18 protein-coding genes are annotated in these 19,644 nt (G+C 71.7%); 10 read left to right on the top strand and 8 right to left on the bottom strand.

Features of this window, described 5'->3' with window-relative positions; all coding sequences use genetic code 11:
• Position 1: 1 nt before the first annotated feature.
• Positions 2–787, bottom strand: a complete 786-nt coding sequence (locus K8612_RS22030) for a TSUP family transporter (protein ID WP_223740641.1) — start codon at positions 785–787, stop codon at positions 2–4.
• Positions 788–849: 62 nt separating this feature from the next.
• On the opposite strand from K8612_RS22030, the gene K8612_RS22025 reads away from it, so the two are divergent.
• From K8612_RS22025 to K8612_RS21995, 7 genes are all read left to right on the top strand, one after another.
• On the top strand, positions 850–1,662 hold the full coding sequence (locus K8612_RS22025) for a hypothetical protein (protein ID WP_223763743.1): 813 nt from the start codon (positions 850–852) through the stop codon (positions 1,660–1,662).
• A gap of 106 nt (positions 1,663–1,768) precedes the next feature.
• Positions 1,769–4,615 carry a DnaJ domain-containing protein gene (locus K8612_RS22020; protein WP_223763742.1) on the top strand — a complete coding sequence of 949 codons (2,847 nt, stop codon included), beginning with the start codon at positions 1,769–1,771 and terminating at the stop codon, positions 4,613–4,615.
• Positions 4,616–4,645: 30 nt separating this feature from the next.
• Positions 4,646–5,002, top strand: a complete 357-nt coding sequence (gene yhbY / locus K8612_RS22015; RefSeq protein ID WP_223740644.1) for a ribosome assembly RNA-binding protein YhbY — start codon at positions 4,646–4,648, stop codon at positions 5,000–5,002.
• Between the two features lie 132 nt (positions 5,003–5,134).
• On the top strand, positions 5,135–5,401 hold the full coding sequence (locus K8612_RS22010) for a hypothetical protein (RefSeq protein ID WP_223740645.1): 267 nt from the start codon (positions 5,135–5,137) through the stop codon (positions 5,399–5,401).
• On the top strand, positions 5,398–6,288 hold the full coding sequence (locus K8612_RS22005; protein WP_223763741.1) for a hypothetical protein: 891 nt from the start codon (positions 5,398–5,400) through the stop codon (positions 6,286–6,288). Before K8612_RS22010 ends, K8612_RS22005 begins: the two co-directional genes overlap by 4 nt.
• 139 nt (positions 6,289–6,427) lie before the next feature.
• Entirely contained in the window at positions 6,428–7,285 is an 858-nt protein-coding gene (locus tag K8612_RS22000; protein WP_223763740.1) for a hypothetical protein, read from the top strand.
• A 114-nt stretch (positions 7,286–7,399) separates the two neighbouring features.
• Entirely contained in the window at positions 7,400–8,518 is a 1,119-nt protein-coding gene (locus tag K8612_RS21995; RefSeq protein ID WP_223763739.1) for an alpha/beta fold hydrolase, read from the top strand.
• On the opposite strand, the gene K8612_RS21990 is transcribed toward K8612_RS21995, so the two are convergent.
• The 3 genes from K8612_RS21990 to K8612_RS21980 all read right to left on the bottom strand — a co-directional run bounded on the left by K8612_RS21990 (position 8,496) and on the right by K8612_RS21980 (position 11,008).
• Positions 8,496–9,665, bottom strand: coding sequence for a metallophosphoesterase (locus K8612_RS21990; RefSeq protein WP_223763738.1), 1,170 nt, complete (start codon positions 9,663–9,665; stop codon positions 8,496–8,498). The genes K8612_RS21995 and K8612_RS21990 overlap by 23 nt on opposite strands.
• A 72-nt stretch (positions 9,666–9,737) precedes the next feature.
• The gene (locus K8612_RS21985) at positions 9,738–10,322 is read right to left on the bottom strand and encodes a Uma2 family endonuclease (protein WP_223763737.1); all 585 of its coding nucleotides are present in this window, start codon (positions 10,320–10,322) and stop codon (positions 9,738–9,740) included.
• Between the two features lie 86 nt (positions 10,323–10,408).
• Positions 10,409–11,008: a Uma2 family endonuclease gene (locus tag K8612_RS21980; protein WP_223740650.1), complete on the bottom strand. Its 600-nt coding sequence runs from the start codon at positions 11,006–11,008 to the stop codon at positions 10,409–10,411.
• A 156-nt stretch (positions 11,009–11,164) separates the two neighbouring features.
• Between K8612_RS21980 and K8612_RS21975 the strand changes: the two genes are divergently transcribed.
• Together K8612_RS21975 and K8612_RS21970 are read left to right on the top strand one after the other, a co-directional pair.
• Positions 11,165–12,187, top strand: coding sequence for an NADP-dependent oxidoreductase (locus tag K8612_RS21975; protein WP_223763736.1), 1,023 nt, complete (start codon positions 11,165–11,167; stop codon positions 12,185–12,187).
• 142 nt (positions 12,188–12,329) lie between these two features.
• Positions 12,330–14,444, top strand: coding sequence for a catalase (locus K8612_RS21970; RefSeq protein WP_223763735.1), 2,115 nt, complete (start codon positions 12,330–12,332; stop codon positions 14,442–14,444).
• Between the two features lie 21 nt (positions 14,445–14,465).
• Here K8612_RS21970 and K8612_RS21965 read toward each other — a convergent pair whose 3' ends face one another.
• The gene (locus K8612_RS21965) at positions 14,466–15,179 is read right to left on the bottom strand and encodes a S8/S53 family peptidase (protein WP_223763734.1); all 714 of its coding nucleotides are present in this window, start codon (positions 15,177–15,179) and stop codon (positions 14,466–14,468) included.
• A 24-nt stretch (positions 15,180–15,203) separates the two neighbouring features.
• Complete coding sequence (locus K8612_RS21960; RefSeq protein WP_223740654.1) at positions 15,204–15,398, bottom strand: hypothetical protein; 195 nt, start codon at positions 15,396–15,398, stop codon at positions 15,204–15,206.
• 162 nt (positions 15,399–15,560) lie between these two features.
• Here K8612_RS21960 and K8612_RS21955 point away from each other — a divergent pair, with 162 nt between their 5' ends.
• Positions 15,561–16,838 carry a dicarboxylate/amino acid:cation symporter gene (locus tag K8612_RS21955; protein WP_223740655.1) on the top strand — a complete coding sequence of 426 codons (1,278 nt, stop codon included), beginning with the start codon at positions 15,561–15,563 and terminating at the stop codon, positions 16,836–16,838.
• Positions 16,839–16,855: 17 nt separating this feature from the next.
• On the opposite strand, the gene K8612_RS21950 is transcribed toward K8612_RS21955, so the two are convergent.
• Together K8612_RS21950 and K8612_RS21945 are read right to left on the bottom strand one after the other, a co-directional pair.
• The gene (locus tag K8612_RS21950) at positions 16,856–18,025 is read right to left on the bottom strand and encodes an SO2930 family diheme c-type cytochrome (RefSeq protein ID WP_223763733.1); all 1,170 of its coding nucleotides are present in this window, start codon (positions 18,023–18,025) and stop codon (positions 16,856–16,858) included.
• Positions 18,026–18,064: 39 nt separating this feature from the next.
• On the bottom strand, positions 18,065–19,615 hold the full coding sequence (locus tag K8612_RS21945; RefSeq protein WP_223763732.1) for a parallel beta-helix domain-containing protein: 1,551 nt from the start codon (positions 19,613–19,615) through the stop codon (positions 18,065–18,067).
• Positions 19,616–19,644: the final 29 nt, after the last annotated feature.

Genomic DNA, 19,644 nt, shown 5'->3' with positions numbered 1-19,644 from the left:
GTCAGGCCGCCCAGCCCTGCCACACGTCGTGCCCCAGCTTCAGCACCAGCGCGCCCACCACGCAGAGCACCACGACGCGCACCACCCGGTCGCCGCCCTTCACCGCCACGTGCGCGCCCAGCCACGCGCCGGTGAACTGCGCGGCGGCCATGGGCAGCGCCACCTTCCACAGCACCACGCCCCGGAGCGTGAAGAGCGTCACGGACGCCAGGTTGGAGGCGAAGTTCACCACCTTCGCGTCCGCGGACGCGCGCGCCAGGCCGTGGCCCAGCAGCGACGAGAACGCCACGATGAGGAAGGTGCCCGTGCCCGGGCCGAAGAAGCCGTCATAGGTGCCGATGCAGAGCGCGATGAGCGCCCCGATGGCCTGCGCGCGCGGACGCGGTGAGGGCTCCACGCCGTCCCGCTTCGGCGGCGCGCGGCGGAAGGCGAGGAACACCGCCACCGCGACGAGCAGCACCAGCACCAGCGGCTTGAGCACCTCCGGCTTGAGCAGCATCACCAGCGCCGCGCCGCCGAACGCGCCCATCAGGCCGAAGGGGAACGTCGCGCGGGCCAGCCGCCCGTCCACCAGCCCCGCGCGCGCGAAGCGCACCAGCGCCGCGCCCGAGCCGAACACGGACTGCCCCTTGTTGGTGCCCAGCGCCACGTGCGCGGGCAGGCCCGCCGTCAGCAGCGCGGGCAGGCTGATGAGCCCCCCGCCCCCCGCGATGGCGTCCACGAAGCCCGCGCTCAACGCGGCGACACACAACAGCCCCAGCTTCCACGCGCTGACGTCCAGGTCCACGATGGCGCCCCGCTTATCACCCTTACTTGCGCGGGGTCGAAGCTTGGGGGTCAATGGGGTCCATGCTCGCGACCCTGATGACCGTGCTGGCGCTGACGCTCGCCGCGCCGCCCTCGCCGCCTGACGCGACCACCGCCACGTGCCGCTCCATCGACGGGCACGTGTCCTGTGGCTACGCGTGCAAGTCGGATGGACAGCGCGTGCGGTGCGCCCAGACGCTCCAGGGCCGCTGTACCGTCATCGACGGGCAGGCCACCTGCTTCGACCCGCCGGCGTACGTGGTGAAGGCGTACGGCGCGGGGCTGCCGGACTCGGAGTGCAAGACCATCGACGGGGTGGTGGGCTGCGGGTACGGGTGCGTCACGGACTTCGGCAAGGTGCAGTGCGCGAAGACGCCCGCGGGCGTGTGCCGCAGCCAGGGCGGCAACGTGACGTGCTTCGACCCGCCCGCCGCGGTGTTCGCGGTGTTCGGCCGGCAGGTGCCGCGCGCGCAGTGCGTCAGCAACGGCCTGCAGATGGCGTGCGGCTTCAACTGCGTGAACGCCTCCGAGGGGGTGCGCTGCGCGAAGACGCCCATGGGCGTGTGCAAGGCGCAGAACGGCCACATCACCTGCTTCGACCCGTCGCCCGCGGCGCTCTGCGCGTGGGGCAAGGGCCTGCCGGCGCCCCAGTGCAAGCTCAGTGAGACGGGCCCGGTGTGCGGCTACAACTGCACCACGGCGTACGGGAAGGTGGCGTGCGCGGGGACCCCGGCGGGCATCTGCAAGGTCTTCGACAGCGAGGTGTACTGCTTCGACCCGCCCGCCGAGCAGCAGGCGGACGCGGCGTGCCTGGCCAACGTGGGGCTGGCGGCGATGGAGGGTGCCGCGCCCTGAAACGCCCGCCCGGCCGCTCGCGTGACGTCGTCTGCTTGGACGCGGGCACGGGCGGCGGTAAAATTCCATCTTCCCGGCGGTCCAAGGAGCGGGAGCAGGACGGCACATGGCGGAGGGCGAGGTCCGGCAGTACTGGGTGCGGAACGATCGGGGCACCACCTGGGGGCCCCTGACGGGCGCGACCATCGAGCTGCTCATCGACAGCGGCTCCATCGAGGGCAAGCTCCAGGTCTCCACCGATGGCCTGCAGTTCGCCTTCCCCTGGCGCTTCCCCGAGGTGCGGGACGCGTTCCCCCGGGAGCTGTGGGGAGACGGCGCGCCCGCGTCGCAACTGCCCTCCACGCCCGCCGTCATCGCTCCGCCGCCGCCCGGCCCCGTCGCGGGTCCGGCCGCGGTGCCCATGGCGGGCCCTGGCGCGGCCCCCGCCGCGGGTCCTGGCGCCATGCCCATGGCGGGCCCCGGCGCGATGCGGCCCGGGCCTGGCGCCGTGCGTGCCCCCGTCGACGCGGCGGGGCGCCCTGTCGCGGCCGCGCGGCCTCCGGGGCCTCCGGTCGCGGCGGCCCGTCCGGCGGGAGCGGCTCCGGCCGCGGCGGCTGCGCAGGCACCGCAGCCCCTGGCGGATGACGGGACCAACACGGTGCCGCCGCAGGGGCAGCTCCAGCAGTGCTCGCCCCTGCAACTGTACGGGCGCATCGCCGCGGGCGAGCAGACGGGCCTGCTGACGCTGGGGCTTTCGGACCGCACGCTGTGGCTCCACTTCCGCAAGGGGAGTCCGGAGTACGTGGACTCGTCGCACGCGGAGGACGCGCTGGGCGTGTCGCTGATGGGCGCGAGGCTCCTGACGGCGGAGCAGCTCCAGCAGGCGGAGGGCTCCAAGGAGCGCTTCGGCGGAGACCTGCTGGCGGCGCTGTTCGGGTTGGGGCTGCTCCAGCCGGCGACGGCGTTCACGCAGCTTGCGCAGCGGGCGCTGGGCATCCTGGGCAAGGCGCTGCGGGCGGAGTCCGGGACGTTCTCCTTCGAGGCGAGGGACCTGCCCGCGCAGAAGGCGATGCCGCTGGGCAACCGCTGGGCGCTGCTCAGCGACCAGGTGCGGCGCATGCCGACGGCGGACCTCAAGCGGCGGCTGGCCTTCGTGCTGCCCATGCCCATCATGAAGTCCGGGGGCCGGGTGGCCTCCAGCGAGCTGCGCCTGACGCCGCACGAGGTCCGCGCGCTCTCCTTCATCGACGGGGTGCGCTCGCTGGGGCAGTTGCTCCAGGACGTGCCGCAGGACGCGGAGCACCTGCTGCGAGTGGCGTTCCTGTTGAAGGAGCTGAACGGAGTCTCCTTCGCGGCGGCCTCGCGCACGCAGGCAGCGCCCCCGCCTCCGGCCACCGGACCCACCGCGGCGGGAGCAGCACCAAGAGCCCCCGGAGCCGCGCCCACGGCGGGCCCGGGCAACCCGACCCGTCCGTCCGGCACCGTGCCCACCGTGGGCGCTGGAGCCGCGCCCACGGCGGTCCCGGGCAACCCGACCCGTCCGTCCGGCACCGTGCCCACCGTGGCCACTGGAGCCGCGCCCACGGCGGTCCCGGGCAACCCGACCCGTCCGTCCGGCACCGTGCCCACCGTGGGCGCTGGAGCCGCACCCACGGCGGGCCCGGGCAACCCGACCCGTCCGTCCGGCACCGTGCCCACCGTGGGCCCGGCCGCCGCGCCCGGCGCACCTGCCGCAGCGAGCACCGGAGCCAGACCCGGCGTGCCCGTCGTGGGACCAGGAGCCACCGGAGCCGGTGCCCCCGTCGCGGGCCCGGGTGCCGCGCCCGCTGCCGCGAGCGCCGGCGCCAGACCCGGTGCACCCATCGCGGGCCCTGGAGCCGCCGGAGCCGGTGCCCCCGTCGCGGGCCCGGGTGCCGCGCCCGCTGCCCCGAGCGCCGCAGCCAGACCCGGCGCACCCATCGCGGGCCCTGGAGCCGTCGGATCCGGTGTCCCCGTCGCAGGCCCGGGTGCCGCCCCCGGTGCGCCTGTCGCGGGTCCGGGTGCAGCCCCCCGCCCCGCCGGTGCCGCCCCCGTGGCGGGTCCCGGTGCCGCGCGTCCGGGCGCCGCGCCCACGGCCGGCCCCGGTGCCGCGCCCCGTCCCCCGGGTGCCCCCGCCGGTGCCGCCCCCGTCGCGGGCCCGGGTGCGCGTCCCCCGGGTGCCCCAGCCGGTGCCGCTCCCGTGGCGGGCCCCGGTGCCGCCCGCCCCGCCCCGCCCGTCGTCGCCGCTCCGGCGGCCCCGGCCGCTTCGGGTCCCGGTTCGGAAGAACTGCCCGCACTGCGCCAGCTCGCCGTGACCATGAAGGGCCAGAACCACTTCCAGCGGCTGGGCCTCACCGAGCAGACCGAAGGCAGCGCGGTGAAGATCGCCTACTTCCGCCTGGCCAAGCTCTACCACCCGGACACCCTGCCCCCGGGCGCCCCACAGGAGCTGGAGAAGCTCAAGGCGGAGGTGTTCGCGTACATCGGCGACGCCTACCGCGCCCTCTCCGACGACAAGAGCCGCGCGGCCTACCTGGAGGAACTCAAGAGCGGCGGCGGCGACGGCGTGGACGTCCAGTCCATCCTCCAGGCGGAGGAGCTCTTCCAGAAGTCCTGCATCCTGGTGAAGGCGCGCAAGTACCCGGAAGCCGTGAAGATGCTCAACGACGCCATCGCCCTCAACGCCGAGGAGCCCGAGTTCTTCGCCTGGCGGGGCTACGCGCGCTTCCTCGCCGCTCCGGACAAGAAGGCCGCCCAGCCGGAGGCCTTCCGCGAAATCCAGGGCGCCATCAAGCGCAACGAGCGGTGCGCCCCCGCCCACTACTTCCTGGGCGTCATCGCCAAGCTGTGCGGCGACGCGACCGGAGCCCTCAAGCACTTCAAGCGGACGGTCGAGCTGCAACCGGACCACATCGATGCGATGCGAGAGGTCCGCATGGCGTCGCAAAAGAAGTAGGGTGCGCGCCTTTTCAAGGAGACACCCCCCATGCCCCTCACCGGGAAAGAACGCCGCCACCTGCGGGCCCTCGGCCACCACCTGGAGCCCGTGGTCATCGTCGGCTCGTCCGGCGTCACCGAGGGCGTCATCGCCGCCGTCGAGCAGGCGCTGAACGACCACGAGCTCATCAAGGTCAAGATCAACGAAGGCCCGGAAGGCCGCCACGAAGGCGCCGACAGCATCGCCGAGGCCACCGGCTCGGAGCTCGCGCAGCTCCTGGGCCGCACCGCCCTCTTCTTCAAGCGCCGCAAGCAGAAGTCCCGCTTCGAGGACATCCTCAAGGGCCCGCACGAGCCCCGCCCCGAGCCCAAGCCGGCCGAAGAGAAGAAGCCGCGCCGCCGTTAGCCGCACGGTTTTCCGGGGGTCACGGGGAAATCAGCCCAACCCGAGCACTTTCTGCGGGCCCGAGAGCAGGCGAGCCCTCGTGCCGGGTTCGAAATGTCCCTACGCTGGGGGTCTTCCCCCCGCGGAGGTGATGTGCAGACTTCCCCGTCCTCCCCATCCCCCGGCTGGCACGACGTGCTGATGCATCACCTGGAGCCGCTCCTGGGTGACTTCACCGCGAAGATGGCCATCCACACCGCCGCGTTGCGGGTCCTGAAGCGCCCACCGGAACAGGTGAGCCTTCAGGACGTGCCGCTGGTGCTGGAGGGCCTCAAGCCCATGCTCAACGTCTTCATCGGCGCGGCGCGCACGACGAACACCCTCACGGAGCTTTCGAAGGCCATGGAGAAGCTGCGATGAACGCCCCCCGTCCCTCTTCGGGCCGCGCCCTCAAGCGGGTGGCGCCGTGGCTGGGCGCCGTCGCGGTGCTCCAGGTGGCGCACCTGTCCGCGGTGGCCACGTCGTTCCAGGACCCGCACCGGCTGGCGCTGGTGGGGGACGTGGCGGGCTGGACGGTGGGCCTGCTCGCGGTGCTGGGCACGGCGGCGGCGGCGCTGTCGTTCGGCTCGGGGGACTACCTGCGCCGCGTGTGGGGGCTCTTGACGGCGGGGGCGGTGCTGTCGCTCGTCAGCACGGCCCTGCGCAGCTACTGGATGCACGCGGTGCCGGACGTGCCCTTCACGCAGTCGCCGCTGTTGCCCGTGCGCATGGGCGTGGTGGTGCTGGCGAACGTGTGCACGACGTTCGCGCTGGTGCTGCTGTCGCGCACCTACAAGCAGTCCGGCCTCCAGCCTCCGCCCAGCTCCCGCGCGTCGCTGCTGTGGGCGGTGGCGGCGGTGGCGGCGCTGGCGGTGGGTGGGCCGGCGCTCGTCGCGGCGGTGGGCCACCTGGGCCAGGACTTCGCGGCCACGTGCACGGCGGTCATCGCGCTGGCCTCCACGCTGGCGGACATGATGACCATCCTGCTCGTCGCGCCCATCCTCCGCGTCGCGTACATGCTCCGCGGTGGGCGGCTCGCGTGGGTGTGGTGGGCCATGGGCGTGTCCGGCGCGGTGTGGCTCTTCTACGACGCGCGCGAGTGGCTGGCGCCGCTGTTGCCCGGCAATCCCGCGGAGGCGGTGGAGCTGCTGCGCGCGCTGCGCACCTCGGGGCTCGCGATGCTCGGGCTCGCCGGGTGGTTGCAGCGCTCGGCGCTCATGTCGGCCCAGCGCCAGTCGAACCCGGGCGTCGTCATCCCCACCGCCTGACACGGCCCGCCGCGCCGCGCCGGCGCGCGAAGCCACCCACGGCCCGCTCCCGCTTCCGGGGCGGGCCGTCGTGTTTCCGAAGGGCGCGGGGCTGGAGGAGACTGGGCCTCTCGTTCTGCTCCCAGGAGGCACCCTGCCCATGCGCCCTTCCCCGAGGTCCCTGCTGTTGGCCATCTGTCTGCTGACCGGGTGCCGGACGGCGCGAGAAGCACCGGCGGCCCCCGCGAAGGCGGACTGCGGCCCGGTGATCCCCGGCATGGAGGCGGTGCTCAAGCCCGCGGCCTTCGTCGTGCTGGGAGAGATCCACGGCACGCGGGAGGCGCCAGACTTCGCCGCGCGGCTGGCGTGTCACGCGGCGGCTTCGGGGCAGCCGGTGCGCCTGGCGTTGGAGCTCCCGGTGGAGGAGCAGGCGCGCCTGGACGCGTTCGTCGCGGGTGAGGCCGAGGGCCCTCCCGACAGCGCCTTCTGGCGCCGCGAGGTGCAGGACGGCCGCGGCAGCGAAGCCATGCGGCAGTTGCTGGAGCGCGCGCGGGACTGGCGGCGCGCGGGGCTGCCGCTGCGGGTGGTGGCGTTCGACGCGGGGGGCAAGGACCGCGACGACACGATGGCGGCCTGGCTCCGTCAGGCGCGGAGCGAGGCGCGCGGGGACACCTTCATCGTGCTCGTGGGCAACCTGCACGCGCGCCGCGACGTGGGCGCGCCCTGGGACGAGAAGCTCCAGTTCATGACGCACCGGTTGCTCGAAGCGGTGCCCGGGCTGGTGTCGCTCGACCTGGTGAACGCCGGGGGCTCCGCGTGGATCTGCCGGGGCATGACGGCGGACACCTGTGGCCAGCAGCCCCTGCGAAGCCGGGGCGAAGCGCGGGCCCCGGGCATCACGCTCCAGAAGAAGGCGGAGGATCCGGACGGCTACGACGGGACCTACTCGGTCGGACCGCTGAACGCCTCGCCGCCCGCGTTCGGCGCCACGAGCACCGCGACGCCCGCGCCTCGCTGAAGCACCGAGCCCGGTGTCATCCCGTCCACGCCCCGGCCACCGGGGAGTGGCCGTCCTCCCACCGGGCGCGCTACATGCGCGGCTCCCTCCTTTGGGCGGCACGAGGAACCTGGAATGCTCGCACGCACGTGGCGCGGGGTGACGAAGGCGGAGGACGCCGACGCCTACCTCGCCTATCTCCACCAGACGGGCCTCACGCACTACCGGCGCACGCCGGGCAACCTGGCCGCGTACTGCCTGCGCAAGGTGGCGGACGGGCGCGCGGAGTTCCTCCTCGTCACCCTCTGGGAGTCCATGGACGCGGTGAAGCGCTTCGCGGGGGACTCGCCGGAGCGCGCCACCTTCTTCCCGGAGGATGACCGCTACCTCATCGACCGGGACCTGCACGTCACCCACTACGAGGTCCCCTTCGCGGAGGGCCAGGCCTTCGAGTCCCAGCGGATCCGCTTCGACGACTTCCGGGTGTCCGGGCCCGCGGGCGACCTGCGGCTGGTGGACACGGGCGGCGGCGGCAAGGCGTTGCCCGTCGTCTTCGTGCACGGGCTCGCGGGCAACGCGTCCCACTGGCAGGCGCAGTTGGAGCACCTGTCCCGCCAGGGCCGCCGGGGCATCGCGCTGGAGCTGCGCGGCCACGGGGGCTCCACGGTTCCGGAGCCGGAGGACTACACGCTGGAGTCGCTCACCGGGGACATCTCCGCCGTGGTGCGAGCGCTGGGGCTGCGCCGCTTCGTGCTGGTGGGGCACAGCATCGGCGGAGGCGTGACGCTGGCGTACGCGGGGGAGAACCCCCGGCAGGTGGCGGGCCTGTTCCTGGTGGATCCGATGACGGACTCGCGCGGTTACCCCGAGGAGCAGGTGGCCGCGTACCTCGCCTCACTGGACGCGCCGGACGTGGCGCAGGCGGTGCGGCAGGACTGGGCGCAGATGGCGGGGCCGCGCGCGGACGTGCGCGAGCGGCTGCTGGCGGACCTGGACGCGACGCCCTTGTCCGCCGTGACAGCCGTGCAGCGCTCCAGCCTGCGGTTCGACCTGACGGCGGCGCTCGCGCGCTACCCGGGGCCGAAGTTCTCGCTCGTGGCGCCGGACAACGACACGCCGCACAGCCTCCACCGGCTGGGGGAAGGCGTGGCGCACCAGGTGGTGGAGGGCGCCGGCCACTGGATCCACCTGGACCACCCGGACGCGGTGAACGCCGCGCTGGACGCGTTCCTCACGAAGTCAGCACCAGCTTGACGAGCTCCGGGGGGCTGCCCAGCCGCATGGGGGGCCCCCAGAAGCCGCAGCCCCGGCTGACGTAGATGTGTGAATCGCCGTGCCGGTAGTGACCGGCGGAGTGCTCCCAGCTCAGCCCGATGAGCGCGGTCATGGGGAAGAGCTGGCCGCCGTGGGTGTGACCGGAGATTTGGAGGTCCACGCCGCGCTCCGCGGCCACCTTGAAGTTGGCGGGCTGGTGCGCGAGCAGCACCGCGGCGCGCTCGGGGTCACGCTCCGCGAGCGCCAGGTCCAGGTCATAGCCCTTCTGGCCCAGGCGCCGGCCGCCGTGCCAGTCATCCACGCCCACCAGGTCGAACGCGCCGCCCGCGTCGCCAATGCGCACGTGCCGGTTGCGCAGCGAAGGAATGCCCAGCGAGCCCAGGTGGGCGACCCACGCCTCCGCGCCGGATGAATAGTCATGGTTGCCGGTGACGAAGAAGCTCCCGTAGCGAGCGTGGAGGTTGCCGAGCGCCGCGACGAAGCCGCCCAGCCGGGGCACGGTGCCATCCACCATGTCACCGGTGATGGCGACCAGGTCCGGCTTGAGCGCGTTGGCCCGCCGCACGAGCTCGTCCATGAAGCGCCGCTGGATGAAGGGGCCCACGTGCAGGTCGGTGAGCTGCACGATGCTGAAGCCGTCCAGCGAGCGGGGCAGCTTCGGGATGCGGACCACCACCTCCGTGACCTCGGGGACGGTGAACGCGCGCCAGCTCCCATACCCCGCCAGTCCCCCACCCAGCGCGAGCGCCCCACCCGCGGTCGCCTGCGACAGGAAGCGCCGCCGCTCGACATCCACGGAGGGCGCGGCGGGAGCAGGCCGGATCCGGCGTCCCAGAGCGAGCACAGCACGTCCCAGGTCGACGCCCGCGAGCCCGAGCACCAGGCACAGCGCCACGCCCATCCACGAATAGGACACCAGCTCCACGACGTCGCCAGGAGCCTCCGGAAGCGTGCGTTGCAGGTACCGCCGGGCAATCAGCACCAGCGTCATGAACCCCAGCCCGAGCGCGGCGAGAATCCGGACCCCACGGCGGGACGTGAGGTTCCAAACAAGCCGCCGGAACAGATACAGGTGCCCGAGCACGGCACCCAGCGCGATGAGGAGCGAGAAGGGAGACAGCGGCATGGGCCCAAGCCTCCCGCGCCTTCCACCCGAGCGCACCAGAATCCGTGCTCGGCTGTCCGCCCGCCGTCGTGTTCAGTCCAGTTCGTCCCAGAGCACGGCGAGCCTCAATGCCACTGCCTCGAAAGGTTCGGCGGACACGGAGTCGGTTCCAGAGTGGGTCGCCAGTTGCACGTACTGTCCCGACTCCAACCGGAACACTTCCAGGGTGCGGAGGACCGGGTCGATGAACCAGACATGCCCCACCCCTTCGCGCGCGAACACCGGCAGTTTCACTTCGCGGTCCAGGAGGCGCGTCGACGGAGAAAGCACCTCGCAGACCCAGTCTGGCGGAAGGGAAAGGGCCGCGACCTTCGGCGCCTTCGGGAGTCGCTCGCGCCGCCATCCCGCCAGGTCCGGAATGAGGACATCGTCCCCCAGCCGCAGCTCGGGCTCGCTCACGATGTACCAGCCTCCCGGGCCGCCCAGTCCAAAGACGAAGGGATTGCCCAAGAGCCCCATCAGGAACGAAGCCGCCGTGAGATGGGGAAACGCCGGACGCGGGCTCGCATACAGCTCCCCTGCGACAACCTCCCCCACGACATGCTCCGGGAGCGCCTCCAGGTCCGCGTAGGTCGCGGGTTTCTTTCCCATGGATTCCCTCCAGTCCTCGCCGCCCATCACTCTATCCATGACGGGGGAGGTAGCACACCCGTCTGACGTATCAGGGCGGACGGTCATCCCTGGACCCTGGAGGTCCCATCCTTTCAGCTCGCCGTGCGCCCCCAGATGAACGCGAGGTCCAGCTCCACCGCGTCGAAGGGCTCCGCCCGCACGGGAGCATCCCCGGTATGCGTGAGCAGCGCTTCGTACCTTCCATCCCGCAGCCCGAACACCTCCAGCGTTCGCGTGCGCGGTTCCATCAACCAGACATGCCGCACGCCCTCGCGCGCGTACACCGGCAGCTTCACCTCGCGGTCCAGCTTCCAGGTGGACGGAGACAGCACCTCGCAGACCCAGTCCGGGGCAAGAGACGTCGCTGCTGTTTCGGGAACATCGGGCATCCGCTCCAGCCTCCAGCCCGCGACATCCGGAACCACGACGTCAGCCCCGAAGTGCAACTCCGGTTCGTCCAGGAGCATCCAGCCCCCAGGCCCACCTCGCCCCCGCGAGAAGGGGCCCATGAGCTCTCCCCCAAGCCGGGAGGACACCACGCCATGCAGCATCGCCGGCCGTGGGCTTGCGTACAGCTCTCCCGCGACAAGCTCCCCCACGACATGCTCGGGAAGCGCCTCCAGGTCCGCATAGGTCGCGGGCTTCTTTCCCATCACGTCTCCCCAGTCCTCGCCGCCCATCACTCTATCCATGAAGGCGGTTGGTAGCACGCCCGTCCGACATGACAGGGCACACGCCCAACACCCTACCCCACACATCTTCCACAGGTTCCCGTCCAATTCCCTGCCGCGCCCGCACCCGGCGGTTAAGAGGCCCGCATCTCCATCCACCCACGAAAGGTCCCCCTCATGGCCACGCCGCTCCAGGGACGTGAAATCCGCCTGAAGTCCCGCCCGCACGGCGCTCCCACGCCGGACAACTTCGAGCTCGCCACGGTCTCCGTCCCGGAACCCGCCGAGGGCCAGCTCCTCGTGCGCAACCACTTCATGTCCGTGGACCCGTACATGCGCGGACGCATGAACGACGCGAAGTCCTACGTCCCGCCCTTCAAGCTGGGCGAGGCCCTGGACGGTGGCAGCGTGGGCCAGGTCGTCCGCTCGCGCTCGCCGGACTTCAAGGAAGGGGACTTCGTCGTCTCCGGCAGCGGCGGCTGGCGCGAATACGCCGTCGCCCCCGCGAAGCACTACCAGAAGGCCGACCCGTCCGTGGGCCCGCTCTCCGCGTACCTCGGGGTGCTCGGCATGCCGGGCATGACCGCGTACGTGGGCCTGCTCGACATCGGCAAGCCGAAGGCCGGCGACACCGTCTTCGTGTCCGCCGCTGCTGGCGCCGTGGGCGGCGTCGTGGGCCAGCTTGCCCGCATCCAGGGCTGCCGCGTGGTGGGCAGCGCCGGCTCGGACGCGAAGGTGCAGCACCTGCGCGAAGACCTGAAGTTCGACGCCGCCCTCAACTACAAGGCCGCCCCCATCGCCGAGTCCCTGGCCAGGGCCTGCCCGGACGGCATCGACGTCTACTTCGACAACGTGGGCGGCGACCACCTGGAGGCCGCCCTCAGCCTGATGAAGAACCACGGCCGCATCGTCCTGTGCGGCGCCATCTCCCTGTACAACGCCACCGCCCCCACGCCCGGCCCGCGCAACCTGGGGCTCGCCGTGGGCAAGCGCCTCACCCTCCAGGGCTTCATCGTCAGCGACCACGCGGCCCGCCGGCCGGACTTCCTGCGCGACATGGGCCAGTGGCTCCGCGAGGGCAAGGTCCAGGACGTGTCCACCATCGTGGACGGCCTGGACAAGGCCCCCGACGCCTTCATCGGCCTGCTGCGCGGGGACAACACCGGCAAGATGCTGGTGCGCCTGGCGAAGGACGCCTGACGCTCGCTGGCCAACGTCGCGAACGAACGCCACCGGACACAGCCGCCGTCTTGCGTCCTGCACTCCCCAGACGCGGGACACAGGACGTGCGGCCTCCGCCGCGTCCGGCACCCTGCACGCCCATTTTGAAGGAGGCGGTGCGGTGACCTCACAGAATCAGCCGGACGCGGTGCGCGTCGATGAGAAGAGCAAGGACCAGCAGCTCGCGCGGGACCGCTCGGAGCCCACGGGCAACTTCCTCACCACCGACCAGGGCATCCGCGTCGAACACACCGACGACTCGCTCAAGATTGGCGCGCGCGGCCCCACGCTCCTGGAGGACTTCCACTTCCGCGAGAAGCTCACCCGCTTCGACCATGAGCGCATCCCCGAACGCGTCGTCCACGCGCGCGGCTCCGGCGCCCACGGCTACTTCCAGGTGTACGAATCCCAGGCGAAGTACACCCGCGCGAAGTTCCTCCAGGATCCGTCCAAGAAGACGCCCGTCTTCGTGCGCTTCTCCACCGTCGCGGGCTCGCGCGGCTCCGCGGACACCGTGCGCGACGTGCGCGGCTTCGCGGTGAAGTTCTACACGGAAGAAGGCAACTGGGACCTGGTGGGCAACAACATCCCCGTCTTCTTCATCCAGGACGGCATCAAGTTCCCGGACATCATCCACGCCGCCAAGCCAGGGCCCCACCACGAGATTCCCCAGGCGCAGACGGCGCATGACTCCTTCTGGGACTTCGTGTCGCTCGTCCCGGAGACGATGCACATGGTCATGTGGACCATGTCCGACCGCGCCATCCCGCGCAGCTTCCGGATGATGCAGGGCTTCGGCGTCCACACCTTCCGCTTCGTGGACGAAAAGAGCACCTCGCGCTTCGTGAAGTTCCACTGGAAGCCGCTGCTGGGCACGCACTCGCTCGTCTGGGATGAAGCGCAGAAGCTCGGCGGCAAGGACCCGGACTTCCACCGCCGCGACCTCTTCGAGGCCATCGAGCAGGGCGACTTCCCCGAGTACGAGCTGGGCGTCCAGATCCTGGAGGAGAAGGACGCGCAGGCGCTGGGCGTGGACCTGCTGGACGCGACGAAGCTCATCCCGGAGGAGGTCGTCCCGGTGCGGCCGGTGGGCAAGCTCACGCTCAACCGCAACCCGACCAACTTCTTCGCGGAGACGGAGCAGGTCGCCTTCTGCGTGTCCAACATCGTGCCGGGCATCGACTTCACGGATGATCCGCTGATGCAGGCGCGGCTCTTCTCGTACCTGGACACGCAGCTCACGCGCCTGGGCGGGCCGAACTTCGCGGAGATCCCCATCAACCGCCCGGTGGCGCCGGTGCACAACCACCAGCAGGACGGCTTCGGCCGGCACACCAGCAACGTGGGCCGCGCCAACTACTTCCCCAACTCGCTGGGCGGCGGCTGCCCGTTCCTCGCGTCCCAGCAGCAGGGCGGCTTCGTGCACCACCCGGAGCAGGTGAGCGGGAAGAAGGTGCGCGAGCGCTCCGCCTCCTTCAACGACCACTACAGCCAGGCGGCCCTCTTCTTCCGCAGCCTCTCCGAGCCGGAGCAGCAGCACCTCATCGACGCGTGCCGCTTCGAGCTGGGCAAGGTGGAGACGAAGGCCATCCAGGAGCGCGTGCTGGAGCACTTCGCGAAGATCGACGCCCTGCTCGTCTCCGCCGTGGCGGAGGGGCTGGGGCTGCCCGCGCCCAAGGCCACCCCCGTCACGCCCAAGGGCCCTCCCGCGTCCAAGGCCCTGAGCATGGAGGCGATGAAGATGGCCACGCCGCCGTCCATCAAGACGCGGAAGGTGGGCGTGCTCGTCGCGGACGGCGTGGACGCGGACGAGCTGATGGCGCTGCGCAAGGAGCTGCAGGCGGGGGGCGCGCAACTGAAGGTCATCGCCAAGCGCCTGGGCACCGTGAAGGCCTCCAACGGCAAGGACCTGCCGGTGGACAAGAGCGCCATGACCACCGCCTCCGTGGAGTACGACGCCGTCTTCATCCCCGGCGGCGCCGCGAGCGTGGCCACGCTGAAGAAGGACGGCGAGTCGCGCCACTTCGTCCAGGAGGCCTACCTGCACTGCAAGACGGTGGGCGCGTCCAAGGACGCGGAGGAGCTGCTCAAGGCCTGTGAAATCGACCCGGCCGCGCCCGGCGTCGTCGCGGGCTCCAAGGCCGGGGCCGGAGCGGCGCTGGCCACCGCGTTCGCGCAGGCGCTCGCGAAGCACCGGCACTGGGACCGCAAGGACCACGACCGCGTCCCGGCCTGAGGCCCCACCCGGTGAGCGGCGTCACCGCGTCCGCTGTGACGCGGTGACGCGCCGCCACCCGGGAGGACAGCCCTCGCGCAGCACCCGCGCCGCCGCCAGCGCGCAGGCATAGCTGGTCGTGATGGGGCGCTCGACCCAGGCCCCGTCCGCGTACAGCCGCACCTTGGACGCGTGCTCGACGTGGTCCACGAGGTCCCCCTTCCTCAGCGCGTGGGCCGTGGCCGCGTCCGCCACCGTCACCACCGACGGCAGCCCGGACGGCAGGCCCGACACGGGCCCCGCGGCGCAGAGCACCAGGCTGCCCTGCCCCACCGCCCGGTCCAGCAGCGCGGTGAGGGGCGCCTCGAAGGCGCGGCCCACGGTGCCCAGGCTCAGGTTGATGAGGTCCGGCCGCACGTCCTGCGTCAGCCACTCCAGCGCCTCCAGCAGGCCCAGCGAATCGCCGCGCATCCGCCCGTCCAGCACGCGCGCGACGTACCACTCCACGCCGGCGCCGGGACGGCCCTGGTCCATCAGGATGCTCAGCACCGCGGTGCCGTGGCCGTGCGTGTCCTCCAGGTCCTCCAGCACGCGGTCGCCGCCGCGCCAGGCCGCCAGCTCCTCACGCGAGTGGACGCGGGACTCCAGGCGCCGCGCCTCCCGGTCCACCGTGAAGCTCGCGCCCCCGGCGAGCGCCAGCCCCGCCCCGCGAAGGAAGCCCACCGACACACCGCTGTCCACGATGGCGACCTTCACGGGGGCAGGACCTGGAGCCATCGCCTAGCAGGAGCCGGACGCGTCCTCGCCCACCGGCATCTTGAGCGACGTGGGGTAGTAGGTGCCCACCCACTGGGTGCCGTTCCAGGTCCACTGGTAGCCGTTCATGTACGACGTGGCGCAGGCGTACCCGATGAGGTCCTCGGACCCGCTCACGTCCTCCAGCAGCTTCGACACGTCCTTGCTCGTGAATTTCAAGGGAGCACTCCCGGCATTGGATTGGAGGGAAAAGCGGTCCGGAGCCTAGGGGGCCGGGGAGCGGGTCGCAATGATGTGGGGCGTCCCGCGCGGGGGAGCGCGGCGCCGGACCCGCGAGGGGGTTAGGGTCCGCCCGTCCACCGGTGTGAGAGGTGTCTCGCGATGAAGCCCTGGGCCCGCTGGTTCCGCATTCCCTTCTGGCAGCGCGTGCTGGGCGCCTTCGTGCTGGGCGCGCTCGCCGGGTGGGCGCTGGGCGACCGCGCCGGCACGTGGCTCCAGCCCCTGGGCACGCTCTACGTGCAGCTCATCCGGATGATCGCCACGCCGCTGGTGTTCTTCGCCGTCATCCACGCGGTGTCCGCGCTGCGCGGCCAGAAGAGCGTGGCGGCGCTGGGCGGCCGCACCTTCCTCTGGTTCGGCGTCACCGCCGCGCTGGCCGTGGGCGTGGGCCTGGGCACCGCCGCGCTCACGAAGCCGGGCGTGGGCGTGGGCACGCTCCAGGCGGCCAGTGACTACAAGCCCCGCCAGGTGCCGGGCCCCGTGCAGGTGCTGCTGGACGTGGTGCCCACCAACCCCTTCGCCGCGCTGGCGGAGGGCAAGATGCTCCAGGTCATCTTCTTCGCGGGCCTCCTGGGCTTCGCGCTGGTGAAGCTGGGGGAGCGCACCGCGCGGCTGCGGCAGCTCGTGGGCGAGGCCAGCGACGCGATGATCCAGGTCACCCGCTTCGTGCTGGAGCTGACGCCGCTGGGCACCTTCGGCCTCATCGCCGCGCTGGTGGGCACCTACGGCTTCGAGCGCCTCCTGCCCCTGGGCACCTTCGTCCTCACGCTGTACCTCGCGTGCGCGGTGCACGTCGTCTTCGTGTACGGCGGGCTGCTCGCCGCGCACGGGCTCAACCCGCTGCGCTTCTTCCGGGGCGCCGCGCCGGGCATGCAGGTGGCGTTCGTCAGCTCCTCCAGCTTCGCGTCCATGCCGGTGGCCCTGCGCAGCGTCACCCACAACCTGGGCGTCAACCGGGACTACGCGGCGTTCGCGGTGCCCCTGGGCGCCACCATCAAGATGGACGGCTGCGGCGCCATCTACCCGGCCATGACGTCGCTCTTCATCGCCCAGTACTTCGGCCTGACGCTGTCCGCGCCCCAGCTCTTCATCATCCTGCTGGCGTCCGTGCTGGGCAGCTTCGGCACCGCGGGCGTGCCCGGCACGGCGGTGGTGATGACCACCGTGGTCCTCAGCGCCGCGGGGCTGCCCCTGGAGGGGCTGGGCTACCTGCTGGCCATCGACCGGGTGCTGGACATGATGCGCACCCTCACCAACGTCACCGGGCAGATGCTGGTGCCCGTCCTGGTGGCCCGCGAGGAGGGGCTCCTGGACCTGGCCGTCTACAACCGCGCGTCCAGCAACGTGGGGCTGGAGGAGCCCCCGTCGCCGGCCACCTGAGCGCTACTCGCAGGCCGTCACTTGCAGGCCTTCAGGGGCATCGCGTCGATCCAATCCGCGATGAGCTGCGCGCCCTCCGCGTGGTGAATCGTGCGGCCAATCTGCGGCATCATCTTGCCGGACTCCTCCGTGTGCAGCCGGTACCAGAGGATGGACTCGTCGTGCTTGCCGGGGACGATGTCGAACTCGCCGCCCACGCCCGCGCCCGCGGAGCCCGGGCGCTTGCACTCGCCCAGGCTGAACAGGCTGGTGTTGTCGAAGTTGAGGAACAACTGGCTGGTGATGCCCGCCGTGCCCTTCGGGTTGTGGCAATGCGCGCAGTTGATGTCCAGGTACGTGCGCGCCCGCATGTCCAGGCTCGCCGCCTGCGGGTCGAACGCGTCCGGCGCCTTCGGCAGCTCCGCCGGGGCGGGCAGCCCGTCCAGCTTGCCCAGTGAAGCCAGGTACTCCAGTTGGTCGTGCTCCACGCCGCCGTAGGTGTTCGCGCGGTGCAGGTAGCGCGCCTTCACGCCAATGGGGTGCAGCACCTGGTCGCCCTTCTCATCCACCAGGTGGTGGCACTGCTGGCACTGGTTCTTGGAGGGCACCGAGTACCGGAACGACCGGGTGGCCCCCTCCGAGTCGATGAACGTCACGTCGCGGGAGCGGCCGCCGGTGGCCAGCGTGGCCTCCGTCTGCTCCGCGTTCCAGACGTACGGCCACGCCTCCCAGCCGGAGGGCTGGCGCACCAGGACGCGCGTCTCGATGAAGCGCACGTCCTGGTCCGGCGCCCGCAGGTCCGCCGGGAAGGCGAACGTCTTCGTGATGAGCGTCCCCACCGGCAGGTCCAGCGCGGCCACGGGCTCGTAGTGCGCCGTCTTGCCGGGGGGGATGTAGAGGGTGCGTGACTTGACCGCGTAGTCGGAGAACAGCGGCGTGGACAGGGTGTAGGGCACGTTGCCCTCCACCGGGACCAGCCCCCCGTCCGCCGGGCTCCCGGTGAACAGCCCGAAGCCCGACAGCGCGTTGGGGATGGCCAGCGGAGAACCCGCGTCCTCGGGACCGGCGTCCGGAACCCCCGCGTCCCCCGTTCCGGCATCCGTCACGGGGGTCCCCGAGTCGGGTGCGGGCCCGGGGACTTCCGGGTCGGAGGAACCGCAGGCCGCCAGCGTCAACGCCAGCAGCACCGCGGGAAGACGGGGGCTCACGAACGGCGTCCACATGGGTGTCACGCTCCCTGACAACGGTTACTGGATGTAATCGCCAATCGTCAGCGCGGGGCTGAAGCCGGCGCAGTTGAACTCCGCCTTGTTGGCCGGGTAGTGCCGCGTGAGGGCCCACCCGCCCGCGAAGTCACCCTTGGCCGCGGCCGCGCCCGCCGCCACCAGGTCCAGGTCCGCGATGACGTTGCCGGTGCCCGAGGGCAGCGTGTTGTCGACGAAGCAGATGTTGATGGGGTTCAGTTGCGTGCGGGCGTGGCCGAAGGGGTCCACGCCGTCCCACACCAGGTGCTCCACGCCCGCCGCGCCCTGCGTCTCGCCGTAGGTGTAGAGCGCCGCCAGCGCCGCGCCCAGGGGCCGCAACTGCGGGCTCAGCTTGCCGTTGTCCACGTTGTCGCCGCTGCCGCCCTGGAACGTGTTGCCGTGGACGTAGATGTCGGAGCTCGCGAAGTTGAAGCCGCCCGCGGCCCACAGCGCGGGGTCATCCTCGATGACGAGGCCGCTGAGCACCGCCACGTCCACCGTGTTGTTGTTGCCCCAGGTGTTGCCCGTCAGCTCCACGCGGCGCGACGCCAGCATGAACGTGCCCGTGCCCGCCGGCACCTGCGACACCGTGCTGCTGCTGTTCGCCACGGAGGCGAAGTTGTTCCGGTTGTTGCCGGTGATGATGTTGTTCTTCACCCGGATGTCGGTGCCCATGATGGGGTTGCCCGGCAGGTCGAACACCACCAGGCCCGTGGTGTTGTCCTGGGCCGTGTTGCCCAGCACGTAGGCGTACTTCGTGTTCTCGATCTCGATGCCCGCCACGTTCTGCTTCGCCACGCTGTTGCGCACGACGGCGTACTCCGTCTGGCCCACGTAGATGCCCGCGTCCGCGGCGTTGTAGGCCTCGCAGTCCTCGATGAGGACGTACTTGGACTTCACCGGGTACAGGCCGTACTTGCCGTTGCTCTCCTTGTCGGCCTCCGCCCACTCCGTGCGCACGCGGCGCATGACGACGTCCGTGGAGGACTCCACGCGGATGGCGTCCTTCTTCGCGTTCCACACCGCCACGTCGCTCACCGTGAAGCGGTTGCCCACCACGTCCAGGCCGTTGGAGTTCGCCGCGGCGTTGGTGAACACCAGCACCGTGCTCTGCGCCCCGCCCGTGCCCTCGCCCTTGGCGCCCTTGCCCGCGCCCACCAGCGTGATGCCGTTCTGGCGGATGGTGATGGCGTTGTCGAAGGTGTACGTGCCCGCCGCGAGCTGGATGGTGGTGCACTCGGCCAGCGTGTTCACCTGGTCCTGGAGCGCCTCCTCCTGGCCCGGCGCGAAGTTCAGCGTCGCCTGGGTCTTGCCCTCGCAGGAGAAGGTCCCCGCGCTGCCGCCGTCCCAGGGGATGCCCGTGTCCACGCTCCCCGCGTCGCTGCCCGCGTCCGTACCCGCGTCGCTGCCCGCGTCCGTGTTCGTCCCCGCGTCCACTTTCACGCCCGAGTCCGGCGTGGTGTCTTCATCATCCGAGCAGGCGGTCAGCGAGAGGGCCCCCACCAGGGCCAGAACGGTCGCGCACGAAGCGCGGGTCCACTGCAAACGGGGCATGTCGTTCCTCCGCGAGGCCGCTCCGCGTG

This window comes from Corallococcus sp. AS-1-6, from assembly GCF_020037015.1.
In the GTDB taxonomy this organism is placed as follows: Bacteria; Myxococcota; Myxococcia; order Myxococcales; family Myxococcaceae; genus Corallococcus.
Note: the sequence above shows the minus strand (reverse complement) of the source record. Positions and strands in the feature narration are given on the sequence as shown.